This is a genomic window from uncultured Desulfosarcina sp. (genome assembly GCF_963664155.2).
In the GTDB taxonomy this organism is placed as follows: Bacteria; Desulfobacterota; Desulfobacteria; order Desulfobacterales; family Desulfosarcinaceae; genus Desulfosarcina.
In genome coordinates this window covers 548,689-564,061 of the sequence record NZ_CAXXXH010000001.1, presented here as the reverse complement: position 1 = coordinate 564,061, position 15,373 = coordinate 548,689, and the positions used below count along the sequence as shown (strand labels likewise).

At 57.6% G+C, this 15,373-nt stretch carries 13 protein-coding genes and 1 riboswitch; of the genes, 1 reads left to right on the top strand and 12 read right to left on the bottom strand.

Features of this window, described 5'->3' with window-relative positions; all coding sequences use genetic code 11:
* Positions 1–5: 5 nt before the first annotated feature.
* The 4 genes from thiF to thiS all read right to left on the bottom strand — a co-directional run bounded on the left by thiF (position 6) and on the right by thiS (position 2,823).
* Positions 6–641: a sulfur carrier protein ThiS adenylyltransferase ThiF gene (gene thiF, locus ACHZBS_RS02610; protein ID WP_319404973.1), complete on the bottom strand. Its 636-nt coding sequence runs from the start codon at positions 639–641 to the stop codon at positions 6–8.
* Positions 642–706: 65 nt separating this feature from the next.
* The gene (thiH, locus tag ACHZBS_RS02605) at positions 707–1,840 is read right to left on the bottom strand and encodes a 2-iminoacetate synthase ThiH (protein ID WP_319404972.1); all 1,134 of its coding nucleotides are present in this window, start codon (positions 1,838–1,840) and stop codon (positions 707–709) included.
* Positions 1,827–2,618: a thiazole synthase gene (locus tag ACHZBS_RS02600; protein WP_319404971.1), complete on the bottom strand. Its 792-nt coding sequence runs from the start codon at positions 2,616–2,618 to the stop codon at positions 1,827–1,829. Before ACHZBS_RS02600 ends, thiH begins: the two co-directional genes overlap by 14 nt.
* A gap of 4 nt (positions 2,619–2,622) precedes the next feature.
* Positions 2,623–2,823: a sulfur carrier protein ThiS gene (gene thiS, locus ACHZBS_RS02595; protein ID WP_319404970.1), complete on the bottom strand. Its 201-nt coding sequence runs from the start codon at positions 2,821–2,823 to the stop codon at positions 2,623–2,625.
* A gap of 73 nt (positions 2,824–2,896) precedes the next feature.
* A riboswitch (TPP riboswitch) is annotated at positions 2,897–3,003 on the bottom strand.
* Between the two features lie 253 nt (positions 3,004–3,256).
* On the opposite strand from thiS, the gene ACHZBS_RS02590 reads away from it, so the two are divergent.
* Positions 3,257–5,893: a PEP/pyruvate-binding domain-containing protein gene (locus ACHZBS_RS02590; RefSeq protein ID WP_319404969.1), complete on the top strand. Its 2,637-nt coding sequence runs from the start codon at positions 3,257–3,259 to the stop codon at positions 5,891–5,893.
* 5 nt (positions 5,894–5,898) lie between these two features.
* Here ACHZBS_RS02590 and ACHZBS_RS02585 read toward each other — a convergent pair whose 3' ends face one another.
* The 8 genes from ACHZBS_RS02585 to ACHZBS_RS02550 all read right to left on the bottom strand — a co-directional run bounded on the left by ACHZBS_RS02585 (position 5,899) and on the right by ACHZBS_RS02550 (position 15,372).
* Positions 5,899–6,681, bottom strand: a complete 783-nt coding sequence (locus ACHZBS_RS02585; RefSeq protein ID WP_319404968.1) for a hypothetical protein — start codon at positions 6,679–6,681, stop codon at positions 5,899–5,901.
* Positions 6,678–6,926, bottom strand: coding sequence for a hypothetical protein (locus ACHZBS_RS02580; protein WP_319404967.1), 249 nt, complete (start codon positions 6,924–6,926; stop codon positions 6,678–6,680). The genes ACHZBS_RS02585 and ACHZBS_RS02580 overlap by 4 nt, the downstream gene beginning before the upstream one ends.
* An 81-nt stretch (positions 6,927–7,007) precedes the next feature.
* The gene (locus tag ACHZBS_RS02575) at positions 7,008–7,349 is read right to left on the bottom strand and encodes a hypothetical protein (protein ID WP_319404966.1); all 342 of its coding nucleotides are present in this window, start codon (positions 7,347–7,349) and stop codon (positions 7,008–7,010) included.
* A 16-nt stretch (positions 7,350–7,365) separates the two neighbouring features.
* Positions 7,366–8,409, bottom strand: coding sequence for a sulfite exporter TauE/SafE family protein (locus tag ACHZBS_RS02570; RefSeq protein WP_319404965.1), 1,044 nt, complete (start codon positions 8,407–8,409; stop codon positions 7,366–7,368).
* Between the two features lie 19 nt (positions 8,410–8,428).
* Positions 8,429–8,725: a DVU0150 family protein gene (locus ACHZBS_RS02565; RefSeq protein WP_319404964.1), complete on the bottom strand. Its 297-nt coding sequence runs from the start codon at positions 8,723–8,725 to the stop codon at positions 8,429–8,431.
* A gap of 570 nt (positions 8,726–9,295) precedes the next feature.
* Positions 9,296–10,573 (bottom strand): UDP-N-acetylglucosamine 1-carboxyvinyltransferase, encoded by a 1,278-nt coding sequence (gene murA / locus ACHZBS_RS02560; RefSeq protein WP_319404963.1) that lies wholly within the window; start codon positions 10,571–10,573, stop codon positions 9,296–9,298.
* 231 nt (positions 10,574–10,804) lie between these two features.
* Positions 10,805–11,857, bottom strand: a complete 1,053-nt coding sequence (locus ACHZBS_RS02555; RefSeq protein ID WP_319404962.1) for an HD domain-containing phosphohydrolase — start codon at positions 11,855–11,857, stop codon at positions 10,805–10,807.
* Between the two features lie 32 nt (positions 11,858–11,889).
* A complete protein-coding gene (locus tag ACHZBS_RS02550; RefSeq protein ID WP_319404961.1) occupies positions 11,890–15,372 on the bottom strand; it encodes a response regulator in 3,483 nt (1,160 codons plus the stop codon).
* Position 15,373: the final 1 nt, after the last annotated feature.

Sequence of the window (15,373 nt, the reverse complement as noted above, 5' to 3'; positions counted from 1 at the left end):
TATCCTTATGTGAAAGGGTTCAAGGGACGGTTGCTTAAGATGGCCGCGATCACCACGTCGGCCTGCTTGGCGGCGGCGATGCCGACCACGGCGGCGGTGGGGGGCCGGTCCGCGGATACCTCCGAGTATCCGTCGCCAACCAGGTAAAAGGTTTCACGCACCCACCGGGTCCGGATCCGGTCGCTGTCTCCCCATCCGCCGATTCCCGATGCGCAGACCAGCAGGCGGGGATCGGTAATGAAGGCGTCCGCCATCATCTTTTTGTCCCGGCCGCGATCCAGAGCTTCTATGATAATGTGGCAGTGCGCGAACATATGGACGACATTGCCGGCATCCAGGCGGATATCCAATGCCTGCATCTCCAGGTCCGGGTTGATTCGTTTCAGGTTGGCTTCCAGAGCGGTCACTTTTTTCATGCCCACCTGGTCGATGAAGAAAAACTGGCGGTTCAGGTTGGACGGGGCCACACGGTCGAAATCGGCAACCTTCAGCCGGCAGATACCGGAACGGACCAGATGGGCGGCAGCGTTAGAGCCCAGGCCGCCGGCACCGGCGATGCCCACGCGTACCGATCCCAGACGCCGGATCTGGTCATTCGTAAAATGGTCCCGAAGGCCGCTGAGAAATGGATTATGCGTCATGGATCAATTCTGTTCCAATTCCGGAAGCAATCCAGCCCTTCGCTTCCAGTCCAAACCGATTCAGCCTAAACGCCTAACCCTTGCCAATCCTTGAATACCGGTTGCCAGCCGGCCCGGCGGAGCATGTCCACCATCTCCGGCGCTGTGCGTTCGTCGGAAATTTCGAACTGGGCGGTGCTGTCTGCCTTATCGGTCCTGCCGCCCACCGCCGTGCAGGAGCCGGCCGACATGCGGGTAACCCCCAGGGGCAGGAGCCGGTCTCGGAACCGGGCCCTCTCCCGGGTGGAGATGGTGATGCCCGCCCGGGGCATGAACAGGCGCAGGGCGGTCATCGTCTGGACGATATGGCGGTCGTCGACGATGCAACCAGGCTGGTAACCGCCCACATGGGGCCGTATGCGGGGCAGGGAGACGCTGATCTCCGTTTCCGGATAACGGTCCTGCAGGTAGTGGGCGTGCAACCCGGTGAAAAAGGCGTCCTGCCGCCAGTCGTCCAGACCCAGTAGGGCCCCCACGTTGACCGCCCGCATGCCTGCCCGGCAGGCGCGTTCCGGTGCATCCAGGCGGAAGCGGTAGTCCCGTTTGGGGCCTTTGGGGTGCAGCCGGCTGTAAAGCGCTTCGTTGTATGTTTCCTGGTAAAGGGTCAGGCTGTCGACCCCGGCCTCGATCAGGCGCCGGTAGTCCACCTGCGACAGAGCATAGATTTCCATGCCGATGGCCGGAAAATAGCGGCCAAGCAACTTGCAGCAACTTTCTATGTACGCCACGCTGGCGATGGCCGGCGCGTCACCGGTGAGAATCAGGATGTGTTTGAGACCGGTTTCGGCGATGACCCGGGCCTCGGTCTCGACTTCTTTTAAAGTCAGCTGGCGGCGGACGATGCGGTTGTTCTGATTGAAACCGCAGTACAAACAGCTGTTCGTGCAGAAGTTGGACAGGTAGAGCGGCGTAAACAGCACCATGGTGCGGCCGAATTGGGCGACCGTCAGGTCGTGGGCCTTCTGGGCCATCTGCTCCAGGTGCGGCTCGGCCGCCGGCGAGAGCAGGCACAGGAAATCTTCGGGGGCGAGGGTGCGCTTGCCCAGCACCCGTTGAACATCGCAATCGGCGGCCGATTCAACCTGGCGGGGAATGCCGCCGTCGCGATAGGCGGCATAATGGTCATAAAAGCCCATGGGTTGCGCTTTATTCCTGTTCATATAGAAAACCGGTCAACGGGGACGATGCGGCCGCGCGTGTCCGCATGGCTCCCGGTCCGGCGTTCCACGCGTCTCTGCCGGCCCGGATGGCCGCGGCAAAGGCCCGGGCCATGGCCACCGGATCCGCGGCGCTGGCAATGGCCGTGTTTACCAGGCAGGCGTCGGCGCCCATTTCCATGGCTTCGCAGGCCTGCGACGGCTTGCCGATGCCCGCATCCACCACCACGGGAACCTTGATTTCATCGATAATGATCTGCAGCATCTCCCGGGTGGTGAGTCCGCGGTTGGTGCCGATGGGTGCGGCCAGGGGCATGACGGCGGCGGCCCCCGCAGCCTCCAGCTGGCGGGCGACGATGGGGTCCGCATTGATGTAGGGCAGCGCCACGAACCCTTCCTTTACCAGGATTTCTGTGGCCCGGACGGTCTCGTGGCCATCGGGCAGCAGGTGCTTGTTGTCCGGGATGACCTCGATCTTGACCCAGTTGCCGCAGCCGGCCGCTCGGGCCAGCCGGGCGATGCGCACGGCCTCCTCGGCCGTGCGCGCACCCGAGGTGTTGGGCAGCAGCTGCATGTCGTCGGGGATGTGCTGAATCACGTTGTCGGTGGCTGCCTCGAAATCCACCCGGCGAAGGGCCACGGTGATGATCCGGGATCCCGAGGCCGCAATGATTTCCGGGATCATGTCGTCTGAAGCATACTTGCCGGTGCCGACCAGCAGGCGCGAGTCAAATTCATGCCCGCCGATGATCAGGGCATCCCTTGAATCGGTTGGGTTCATCGCTTCATCCTCCGCCCACGAACCTGAGGATCTCGAGGGCGTCGTTTTCCTTCAGGGGCGTCTGGTTGAAATCGGCCTCCGTGAGGATCGTCATATTATGCTCCACCACGATGGTGATTGGGTCCAGGCCTTTTTCCCGGATCAGATCGCCGAGGGTGATGCCAGCCGGCACCGTTGTCTTTTGCCCATTGAGCCGGATGTCCATGGTTGTCTCCCCGCCTCACAAATAAAAAAAGGCCTGCCCGGAAGGGCAAGCCTGACAAAAAGATCCGAAAACGCATTTTCTTGTCGTGCTTCCCTACGGCAGTATTATCTGCATCAGGTTCGAAGGGTCAGCGCCATTGCGCCATCTCAGCCCCATTGTGGGGCACCCCCAGCATCTGTGTATGCCGACACCTTAATGAGTGATGTCGGCAAAGTCAAGCATACAGTAAGGCCTTCGACCGAAGTTTTACAGCCGGTAAACTTTTCTGACATGTTTCAATGCGGTTTTGCCTGTTCCCCAGGTGAAAAAACGCGGTCGGTGGACGATGGGTAAGGCTGCCTGCAGGATAAGCGGATTTCTCTTGCAATGGCATGTCAATTGCTGATTGAAAGCGGGATAGGGTTGCTGTTTCAACACTGCAGATGGGAGACCAATGACACTTCTGAAGAAAATTCGAGATTGGTTTGGTAGAACGGGAACGGACAGCCCTTCCCGAGAACGGCTTATGGCCGCTTTTCAGGACAAGTATGCCAATTTTCAGACCCTGCTGGCCTCCAATACCGAACTGCTCACCATTATTGCCGATATCGAACGGAAGCTGGACGGACAGACCGTGTTCGGGCCGTCTTATATCGAGGCGCTGAGCATGAGAAGCCTTTTTCATGCGTCCCGCATGGTGCGTTGTCTGGAGAATATGTCGGGGCGACCCTATCCGGTACTAGAAAAAAAGTTGATCGACATCTCTAACCGAATCACATCGGATACCGTGGACAGACCCCCGGCAGCACCCGGAAAACAACCGCTGGTCCTGCCATACGGGGCTGTGCGTCGGGATGCGGTGGAGCTGGTGGGCGCCAAAAATGCCAACATCGGTGAAATCACGAATGTCCTGGAGATTCCCACCCCCAGAGGATTCGCCATCACCACCGCAGCCTTCCGGCATTTTATTCAAGCCAATGACCTGGGCGCATCTATACTGCGGATGAAGCGTAAGGCAGACCTCATCGAAACCGAAACCATTGTGGAGGTCAGTGAAGCGATTCAGGCGCAAATCCTGGCGGCAGATGTTCCCGACGACCTGGCACGAGTCATCCTCAATGCCCATGATCAGCTCGTTCAGGCGGTCGGGCCAGATCGTGGGCCGGTGAAAGTTTCCATGCGCAGCAGCGCTCTGGGTGAAGACAGCGCCCTCTCTTTTGCCGGCCAGTACCTGACGGTACTCAATGTGAGGCATGACCGGATCCTGTCCGAATACAGACGCATCATCGCCAGCCTCTTCTCCGCCCATGCCATTGCCTATCGGCTTCACATGGCCATGACCTTCGAGGACGCGGTGATGGCGGTGGCCTGCCAGGAGATGATCGATGCGTTGGCCAGCGGGGTAATGGTTACCCAAAATCCCGTTAACCCCTTGGAAAACCGGATTTTGATCGATGCGGTCTGGGGCCTGGGTCCCTATGCCGTGGACGGCATCGTTCCCCCGGACACGTATACGTTGTCCAAAGAGCGGTTGCCTCAATTGCTTTCAGCCGTCCAGGTCCCGAAACACAGGCAACTGGTCACCGATGGCAACGGACAGGTCAAAGATGCGCCGGTACCCGAAAATTACCGGCACCAGCCGTGCCTGACAGAGGACCAGGCCCGGCGACTGGCCGATTACGGGATGCGCCTGGAAGCCTATTTCGGCGGACCCCAGGATATCGAATGGGCCCTTGACCGACAGGGCCGCCTGGTTATTCTTCAGGCACGGCCATTGCGGTTGCAAACTGCAGAATCCAACCCCCACGGGCGCAGGGCCGGTTCGATTCCCGGCCATATGGTGCTGGCAGAAGGCGGAGAGATCGCCTGCGCCGGCGTTGGCTGCGGGCCGGTGTTTCAGGTGCGCGGTGATGCCGATGTGGCAGCCTTCCCCGACGGCGCGGTACTGGTCAGCACCCAGTCGTCGTCCCAGCTGGTCATGGCCATGTCCAAGGCCAGGGCGATCCTCACCGATTCGGGGAACATCACCGGCCACATGGCCTCGCTGACCCGGGAATACATGATTCCCACCATCCTCAATCTGAAAAATATCACATCCATCCTGTCACCGGGTACCGAAGTCACCGTAGATGCATTCAACGGCAGGGTTTATGCCGGCCGCGTCCCGGAGCTGATCGATACGGAATTCAAAACGTCCGGCGCCATGGTCAATACGCCTGCCTACCACGACCTGCGACGGCGGGCCGATGCCATTGTACCTTTGAATCTCAAAGACCCCAAATCCTCCGGGTTCGCCCCGGCCTACTGCAATACCATCCATGACATCATGCGATTCGTCCACGAGAAGGCTTATGAAGAGATTTTTCAGTTGGGCGACTTGGTCAGCGACCGTGGACGGCTTTCCGCCCGCCTGGATGCCCAGCTGCCTCTGGATCTTTACGTCATCGATCTGGGCGGTGGCCTCAGCGTGGATTCGACCCGCCTGCATCGGATTACCGCGGATCAGGTCACCTCGGTTCCCTTTGCCGCGCTGCTCAAGGGAATGCTCAACGATGACCTGAAAAGTAGGGAGCCGCGGCCGATTCATCTGGGCGGATTCTTTTCGGTGATGGCCCGGCAGATGGTGGAACCCCCCAACCGGTCCAACGAACGGTTCGGCGATCGAAGTTACGCCATCATTTCGGACCGCTACATGAATTTCAGTTCCCGTGTGGGCTATCACTACAGCGTTCTGGACTGCTATTTAGGAAAAACGACTGCTAAAAACTACATCAATTTTCAGTTCAAGGGGGGAGCCGCCGATGATGTCCGGCGCAGCCGGCGGGCCAGGGTGATCGAAACCGTGCTGATCGAACTGGGGTTTCTGGTGAATACGGTGGCCGATCGCGTTACCGCCCGCATCGCCAAACAGGGAGCCTCGGTATTGGCGGAAAAACTCGATTGGCTGGGGCGGCTGCTGATTTTTACCCGCCAGATGGATATGCTCATGCACAGCGACGGCCTGGTGAGTGAGATGGCCCGCTGTTTTCTAAACGGTAACTATCACCTTTCACCTGACGAAAAACAACCCGACGACACCATCGCCCGTTGAATGGCTTAAGCCGGATTGCACAGGGGGGAAATACGCACGAATCCGTCCGGTGTGAGGGGTGCCGACAAATCCACCCGGCCGAGAATCTGTTCATTTTCAATGCGGGTTACTATCAATTGCGCCACCGCCTGCATGTTCCCGTCCACCACCTCAAGGCAATTGCCGGCCGCGACCCGATGCTTTCGGGCCGGCGCTGCGGCCAGTTCCCAATGATCCTTGCGGCGGGCCATTTTTATGATCGGTGCCAGACCCTGGTCCATGAGCAGGTTTTCCCGGCGGGTGGTCAGGTGAAACGAGAGGGCCAGGCTGACAGTCAGCAGCGGCAGCGCCGCCGCAGATATCCACCACGGAGCGATCCCGAGGGTCCGGCGGAACAGGGACGGGCTACTGGCGTTCATGGCGCCGATCGATGTGAAGACGGTGATTGGATAAACGGTTGCTTCTGAGGGATCGGAGCCTTTGCCGACAGAGGCTTTGAGCGTATAAACACCCTCGGGCAGATCGGGAGGGACCGTCAGCATGCCTCGCCAGAAACGGCCCTTCACTTCTACCACGGTCAGTTCAAACCCGGGCATGTCGAGCTGGTATTGCACGTCGGAAATTCGGCGAACCGGCTGGTTCAGATCCCCGCTGACCGGCTGGCGAGAGCCGGTCACGACCCGTATCATGTTTTTCCGGTCCAGATGGCCGGAAACAAAGGTATCCATGGCGGACACCACGAAGATGATGCCGATAACGGCGCCGCAACGGGAAATCAGGCGGCGAAACGGCCATAGCCGGTTCATCATCGTGCCACCTGACCGGGAGCGCAATCGGCCAATCGTTTGATCAGGATGCGGGCAATAATCAGGGTTGCCCCGGCCATCGGCAGGAACGTCTTGAGGAAAAAAACCGTCAGGTTGTCGGGATCCTGCTGGCCCAGGTACATGCAGACGGTCAACTCGGCAAGCAGCATCAGGTTCATCATCACGACGACGGTGCGCTGTCTGCCGTTGAGGCGGTCTTCCTGGGAGATGTGTCGCGGTTCGAACATGGCAGATAATATCCTTAAGTTGTAAAGGGAGAGACCGGCAGAGCCTTTTTTATGGGTGGCGCCTGCCGGTCGGTTTGGGCCTTATTTCTTTCTCAAATCCTGCTTGGAGACGTTCATTACCTTCAGGGCCGATTTGACACCGTCCTTGTTCACCCAGGCCAGGCGCAGGATGTCACCCGGTTCCGGATGAATGCCGATGGCTGCTCCGGAGACATCGAAGACTTCATTTTCTCCCGATGGCTGCCCGTAGGGGAACTGGCTGCTGAACTGGATGTCGTAAGCTTCGATGGTAATTTGTTTGGATGTCTGGTCGAACTGGATGCATTTTCCCTGACTGACCTCGGCGGCCACGGCAGCGCCGGCAATCAGGCATACGGCGATTCCGATGACCATCAGGCAGGATGCAAGGTTGGTTTTTCTCATTGGATGCTCTCCTTTTTCAGACCTTTACGGTGACCTGTTCGCGGTTTTTCTTCTCCCTGAGTTCCTGGGCGGCGCCCTTGAACATGATCGACATGATGTAGATGCAGATGATGCCGATCGTGCTCAGGATCAGCACCGCGGCGGGTGTTTCGAACTTGAACTGCTTTAAGATGATGGAGATCATGCAGCACAGTACGGCGGTGCCGAACGCCAGCCGGATGCCGTAGCCTTTGGCATATTTGGTGGCCACGGTGCCGATCTGGGCGCCGATGGCTGCGCCGGTGAGCATGACGAACACCGCCACGAGCTCGATGCGGCCCTTCAGGGTGTAGGTGAAGGCTCCGTAAAGGCCGGAAATCATGACCTCGAACAGGTCCGTGCCGACAGCGATGTGGGTGGGGGTGCCGATAAAGTAGATCAGGGCCGGCATGCGCAGCAGGCCGCCGCCGATTCCCAGAAAGCCCGCGAGCACACCGGTGATGAAACTGACGATGATGGGCAGCCAGGCCGAGCAGTAGATGCCAGAGACTTTGAAGTGCACCATGGGGGGGATGTTGATCTTATGCAGGGTTTTGTACCAGGTGAACCCTTCGGTGCCTTTTTCGCCGTCCACCACGCCCATTTTTTTCTTGCTGACTGCTTTGGCGTAGTCGGCGAAGACCATGATGGCGATAAGCAGCAGAAAGCCGACGTAAACCCATCGCACCACCGGGCCCACCTGGCCGATGCGCTCCAGCCACATGATCATCTGGGCGCCGCATTCGATGCCCGTCATGGTGCCGATGAGCATTACAAAGCCCAGTTTGTAATCCACGTTACCGAATTTGGAGTGCCGGATGGTGGAAATCATGGACTTGCCGGCAATGTGGGCGATATCCGTGCCGATGGCAAAGGCCATGGGAAATCCTAATATGTTCAGGCCGGGGGTCACCATCCAGGCGCCACCCATGCCGAAAAAACCGCCGATGACACCCACCGAAAAACCGATTAAAACCAATCCCGGCCAGAAGATATCCACGCCGGCAATGGGCATATACATATAAAGCCAAGAAGCGTCCATAAACGTGTTCCTCCTTAATTTAATGTTCGACAATTTTACGGGATTTAAGATCCAGGCCCGTGCGCGACATGATGAAATCCATCAGGAAGCCCAGCGTGCAGCCCATGGCCGCCGTCAGCACCACTGTCCAGACCGCGAACATGACAATATCCGTGTTGTACAGGTTTGCGAAATAGTGCATCACACCGGTCACCCGACGGGTGTCCGCCACCACCACAATGTTGGTGGCCTTGTCTCCCGAGGCCTGTACCATGCTCGGCAGCAGCATCCATATTGTTGCCCATATGCCTGACCATTTATAAATTGTACGCTTCATTGTCATGCTCCTCCTTCTCGAGTTGTATTGATTACCGTTAAGGTGCCTTAGTGCCCCTATTCATAAATACGATGGCATTCGATCGTCGATGCAGCCCGACTCGCCGCGTTGCTCGGCGCCCCAATAACACTGCTAAATTCGCTTCTCCCGCCTTGCGATCCGAGCGCCTCGGCAATCTCGGTGCGTCACCGTAGTTACGAACAGGGCAATTGGTGACCAACCGACGGGGCCGATAACCGATCCCTTGTGATTACTCAGGTGAGCAACTGTTATGCCATCGTTTGGGCGTAATTTTTAACAAACAATTCAATAGGAAAGACTGACCGTCACGATAGGGGGTGTGGATTTCCATCGTTGGATTTAACAGCTTGTAAAAAAAGCAGACAGGGATGCAGGGGGTAGTTGCCCCAGTGGTGATGCGTGGAGGAAGCCCGAACGGGCAATTCGAAATACTGCCTGTATGATCATGCGGCAGGAAGTCAGGGTAAGGGGAGGCCGTTGCAGTAAAGCGGATCGCTTTAATGCCATCGCCTATCAGGATGCCGCTGAGATCCGATCGGAAGGTTTTTGCTAAATCACTTTTTCTTTGACGCTGGCGCCGATCTGCTGAAATCGGCTTTCAATGTCGAAATGTCCCCGGCCGATCTGGTAGACGTTCCGGATGATGGTTTTTTCCGGGCAGGCCAGGCCGGCGAGCAGAATGCACGAGGCCGCCCGAATGTTGTCCGGATTGGTGTCCGCTCCGTTAAACGTGGTCGGGCCGTTGACGATGGCCAGGCCGTCCTCTTCATCAAGATCGATGGACGCCCCCAGTTTTCTCAGCTCGGCCACCTGGCTGAAGCGCTTGTCGAATATGCGCTCCCGGATATAGCTCTGCCCGTCGGCAATGCAGGACAGGGCCATGATGGCCGGCTGGAAATCCGTGGCGAATCCGGGGTAGGGGCAGGTGAGTATGTTGACCGGCTTCAGGTGTTTGCCCGGGGAAGACACGTCCAGAACATGGCCGTTGATGCCGATGTCGATTCCCATCTGCATCATCTTTTCGATGAGAATCCGCAAGTCTCCAGGGGCCACACCGATAATGGAAATCTTTCCCCCGGCAATCCCCGCCGCCATCATGAAAAGGCCGGCATCCAGCCGGTCGTTCATGGCGTAGTGGTCGATGGGATTCAAAGCCGGCACGCCTTCTACGGTCAGGGTCCGGGTGCCCAGGCCGTGGATTTTGCCGCCCATTTTGATCAGGAAATTGGCAAAATCATAGATTTCGGGATCGGATGCGGCATTCTCGATGACAGAGACGCCCTTTGAAAAACAGGCCGCCATCATCAGGTTCTCCGTGCCGGTATGGCTGGGAAAATCCAGGTACATGGTATTGCCCGTAAAGTCTTCGCCGCTGATGACAAAGTCTTCGCCGCTGATGATCCGCGCCCCCAGCCGGGCGAATCCCCGGTAATGGTAGTTCAGGTTCCGGGCCCCCAGGGGGCAGCCGCCGACACTGGGCAGCCTGACTTCGCCGAGGCGTTGAAGCAGCGGCGGGATGAAGAGCACCGATGCCCGCAGCCGGCAGGTGAGCGATTCGGGAAGGTCCGACCGGGTCAGGTGGGTGGCGTCCACACAGACCACCTTTTCCTTGGCAAAATAGTCCACCGTGGCGCCCACATGGCGCATGAGTTCAAAAGCCACGAGAATGTCGTTCAGCGGCGGCACATTACGGATCACACTGCATCCTTTGTCAGCCAGCAGGGATGCGGCCAGCATGGGCAGAATCGCATTTTTGGACCCCTGAACGCAAACACTGCCGGATAGGGGCTTTCCCCCTTCGATTTCGATATACGCCTGACCGGTCATTTGATTTTCCTCGATAGAGTTTCGCATGCAATGATTGATCGCCGTCACGGATGAGGTGTTCTGTTATTATGATTGCTATCGTCAGATTCACTGCCAGTTGACATCGTCCGATAAATAGGCACAAAAGCATCTCCACGGCAACCGATTTTGTGGAGGTTCCGGGATGATCCTACCCGATCTTTTTTCAGGGATTGAAACCAACCGAGAAGAAACGCCGAAGTCCACAGGGGCTCAAAGCAAGGGGTCGGTATGCGCGCTGCCGGTGTCGAATTCGAAGCCTTCTCCGGCAAACAGTTCCTGGCAGGCCGTGACCGCATCGGCATCATACTGCTTGCCTTTTTTTTGGGCTATTTTCGTCAGGGCGGCCTCGATCCCGTTGGCGGGACGATAAGGTCGAAAAGAGCTGTTGGCTTCAGTGACGTCGGCGACCGCCAATATTCTCGCCTCCAGCAGAATCTCTTCTCCTTTCAGGCCCTGCGGGTAGCCCGAGCCGTCCAGACGTTCATGATGCTGAAGGACGATCTGGGCGACGGGCCAAGGGAAAGGTATGTTTTTCAGGATGTCAAAACCGACCCGGGAATGAATTTTGAGCATTTCGAACTCGGCGTCCAGCAGACTGCCGGACCGGCTGAGGATGGAAACGGGAATGCGGATCTTGCCTACATCGTGGAGGATTCCGGCAATGCGAAGACCCTCGATGGTTTTTGGGTCAAGGCCCATTTTTTCTGCGATGGCGCAGGCCAGCTGGGCAACCCGCTGCTGGTGACCGGCCGTGTAGGGATCCCTGATCTCCGCCATGAGGGCCATGCTGCGAATGCTGGCGTTGAGCATTTCGCGTATTTCGACTGTTTTCTGCGCAACCTGATGCTCCAGACGCACGTTCTGGGATTCGAGTTGCAGCCTCATTTCCTTGAGCGATAAATGCGTCCGAATCCTCGCTTTGACTTCCGCGGCGTGAAAGGGTTTGGTGATATAGTCCACCGCACCCAATTCAAAGCCCCTGGTTTTGTTCACGGTTTCACTCATGGCCGTGATGAAAATAATCGGAATGGACGCGGTCCCCGGATTGGCTTTCAACCGCGTGCACACCTCGTAGCCATCCATCTCCGGCATCATAATATCCAGCAGCAGCAGGTCCGGCTTATGTTTAGCCGCATATGCCAAGGCATTGGGACCATTTTTGGCGATGCCCAGGCGGTATTCCGTTTTCAGGGTGTTTACCAACAGGTCGAGGTTGGTGGCGTTGTCATCAACGATCAGAACCAAAGGTCGCGAAGTATTCATGGGGCTCCCTGTCAACTTTTGCAAAGGATCGTTCACTGGCTTTCGGTTTCCATCCTGATTTTCCGTATCGTTTCCAATGCCTGGTCATAGTCGTAGCGATTGACCTGGTCTTCGAGCGTTTTTAGACTGAACGGATCGATATCTCCGCATCGGTCAGCCTGTTGCCTGAGGGCGGGCATGATTTCCATGATGGGTTCCGGGTCTGCCCGGTCAATGGCTTCGGCCAGCTGTTTCAAAAGCGCATCGACCGGCAGACCGGTTTTGGCGGGTATCGGTTCGGCCGCATCCCCGGCTTCGGATTGCTCCAGCGATTGAATCGATTCGAGGACCTGGTCCAGGGCGGACGCCACGCTGGCGATCAACCCCTCCAGGAGAGAACGTTCGACATTCGCGGAAGAATCCCTGCGGCAGGCATCTTCCAGCGCGTGTGCGGTCCTTTTCAGACGAGCGGCTCCGATGTTGGCGGCGCTTCCCTTGAGGCCGTGGGCCAGCTGGAGCAGCTGTTCCGGATCGTTGACGGTAAATGCCTGTCTTAATTGTTGTGCGGTCTTCCGGTTATCGGCGTGAAAGCCGATCAGGATGCGGGTGAACGTAGGGCCGTCCAGATTCAGTGCCGCAAGGGTCTGCGCGATGTCGATTCCCGGGAGTCTCACCGGAAGGCTCCCGCCATTTTCAGGGGATTTCCCGGATGCAATAAGAACTTCGTCTTCCGGAAATTCTCTACCATCGGTTTCCGGACCGGCGGGGGCCTCATCTTCTTCCGGTGCAATCCCTTCGGATAAACGCCCGCGGGTCCGCAGCAACCGCCAGAGCGTGTGAAACAGGCGATCCTGATTGACCGGCTTGGAGATGTAACCGTCCATGCCCGATTCCAGGCACTTCTCTTCGTCGCCTTTCATGGCGTGGGCCGTCATGGCAACGATGGGAATCGCCCCCCCCTGCGGCAATTCACGAATCTGCCGGGTGGCTTCGTAGCCGTTCATCCTGGGCATTTGAATGTCCATGAGCACCGCGTCGAACGGGGTATCACGGATGGCCTGCACGGCCTCCTCCCCATTGTTGACGATGGTGACGGCGATTCCGGCGCCCTCCAGGATGGCCTGGGCCACCTGCTGGTTGGTGGGATTGTCTTCGGCCACCAGAATCCGAATCCCCTTCAGAGGCTTTCGGTAGATTGAGGCTCTCGTCGTAAACTGTTTTTTCCGACCGGTTTCCTTACCGCCCGATTTTCCGAAACCGTCCATGATGGCATCAAACAGCGTCGACGGATAGATGGGCTTGGTCAGAAAGCCATTGATTCCCGCTTTCTCGGCTTCGATGCGCTGCTCTTCCTTGCCGAAAGCGGTCATCATGATGATGGGCATGGACAGCTTCAACTCCTGCCGAATCTTTTTGGAGGCTTCGATGCCGTCCATGGACGGCATCTTCCAGTCCATCATGATCAGATCAATGGGGTTGTTGCGCAGCGAATGGTTATGCAACCGGCTCAGCGCTTCCGGTCCGGAAGCCAGGGCTTCAACCCTGAAACCTAAAGACGCCAACATCTTGCGCATGATGGTTCTGCTGTCGGCCAGATCGTCGACCACAAGTACGTTCAAGCCTTGAATATCCGGGGGAACCACCAGCTTGGTGTCCGCTTTGGAAGGCGGCCGGTGCAACCGTACCGTAAAGAAAAAGGTGCTGCCATGGCCCAACGCGGTTTCCACAGCGATGTCGCCACCCATCATCGTTACCAGCTGCTTGCAGATGCTCAATCCCAGGCCGGTGCCTTCGTATTTGCGAGTTGAAGAGGTATCGGCCTGGCTGAAGGGCTCGAAAAGCAGGTCGAGGTATTCCGGAGCGATGCCGGTGCCCGTATCCTTCACGGAAAAGGTGAGAATGACCTCGTCGTCGGCCGCCGCTCCGGCCGCCGGTTCAGTCACCGCCTTGACACTCAGCAGAATCACGCCGCCCGATTCCGTGAATTTAATGGCGTTGCTGATCAGATTGGTCAGAATCTGCTGCAGCCGCAGGGGGTCGCCCGTGATAACCTTGGGAGTGTCTGCGTCGATATCCACCAGGAGTTCGATGCCTTTTTCGGCTGCCTTGTTGACGAAAAGATCCATGACCCGGTCAAACACCTGGCTTAACCTGAAAACCCGATCTTTCAATTCGAACTTGCCGGCTTCAATTTTGGAAAAATCCAGAATATCGTTGATGATGCCCAGCAGCGAATATGCCGACGTGTGAATGATATTCAGGTAGTGTTCGATTTTTGGCGGCACCGCTTCGCCAAGGGCCAGTTCCGTTGCGGCAATGACGCCGTTCATGGGCGTACGGATTTCATGGCTCATATTGGCCAGGAACTCACTCTTGGCCCGGGTGGCGGTTTCGGCCAGTTCTTTGGCCTGTTTTAATTCCCGGTCCTTCTGCTTGTGCAGATCCATTTCAACCTTCAAGCGCACATGCGAGGCTTGGATCTTGCGGTTGAGTTTCAGGACGACGCCGGTGAAGGCGGCCAGGATGCAAAAGGCCGCGCCGGTAAAAACCAGCCAGTGTCCATAGCTGTGCAGCACATCGGTAAAGGTGATTTTGCCCAGATCTTTATACGGGCCGACCTTCAAGGCCTTTAAGCAGTCGTGCACCGGTTGATAATTCAAGGGAATGGTCCAGCCTGCGCACCCGGCCGCCGTGGCCGCGGGCGAATCCGGCTGCATTTGCAGCAGGGCCACGGCGACTTTCTCGGCCAACTCGTCAGCGGTGTGCCGGACTTTGGCCATGGGCCAATCGGGATATTCTCGTGTGGTGCACAGATAAGACGTGGGACCATCCGCTTCATGAAGCCGGGGAAACACGTAAAAATCGTCCAGGTCGATTTTGCCTTCAGCGCTGAGATCTTCCAGCGTATTGGTTCTCACCGTGCCCGCATCGATCAGCCGATCCCGGACCGCCATCACGACCTGGTCGTGGGTTTCGTCGAAGCGGAGTGCTTTGAAGTCGCGGTAAGGATCGATCCCATTTTCCTTAAATTCCCGCCAGGCCATAAGCCATCCGCCCAGTGAGGATTCGGAAACCGCCATGAAGGACTTTCCTCTGAGATCGCCCACGGTACGGATCTCTTTTCGATCCTTGCGGCAAAAAATAACGCCGCCGTAGCGCGTATACACACCGTTGGCCCGCCGCTCCTTCAGCGTTGCAATGCGATTGGCCCGGTACCAGTACTCCAGCCCCACGTAAAAGGCTGAATTGGCAAGGATAAAATCGACCTCTCCCGCTTGCACCCGGGGATAGATCTGGTCATGGGCCAGCGGTACAATGACAAATCGCCTGCCGGCAACCTGCCGGGTGAGATAGTCGGCCGTGGGCGACCAGCTGGCTAAACACTGTTGCGGCCCTCGGATGGCAAGCACGCCGATTTTAAAAGGCGCCTCTTCAGACCATGATTGACCGGCATTCAGACAACTGACAAGCAGGGTCACCCAAAATAGAGCATCCAACAGGTGGAACCGGCGTGGGTTATTTTCGAAAATCTTCATC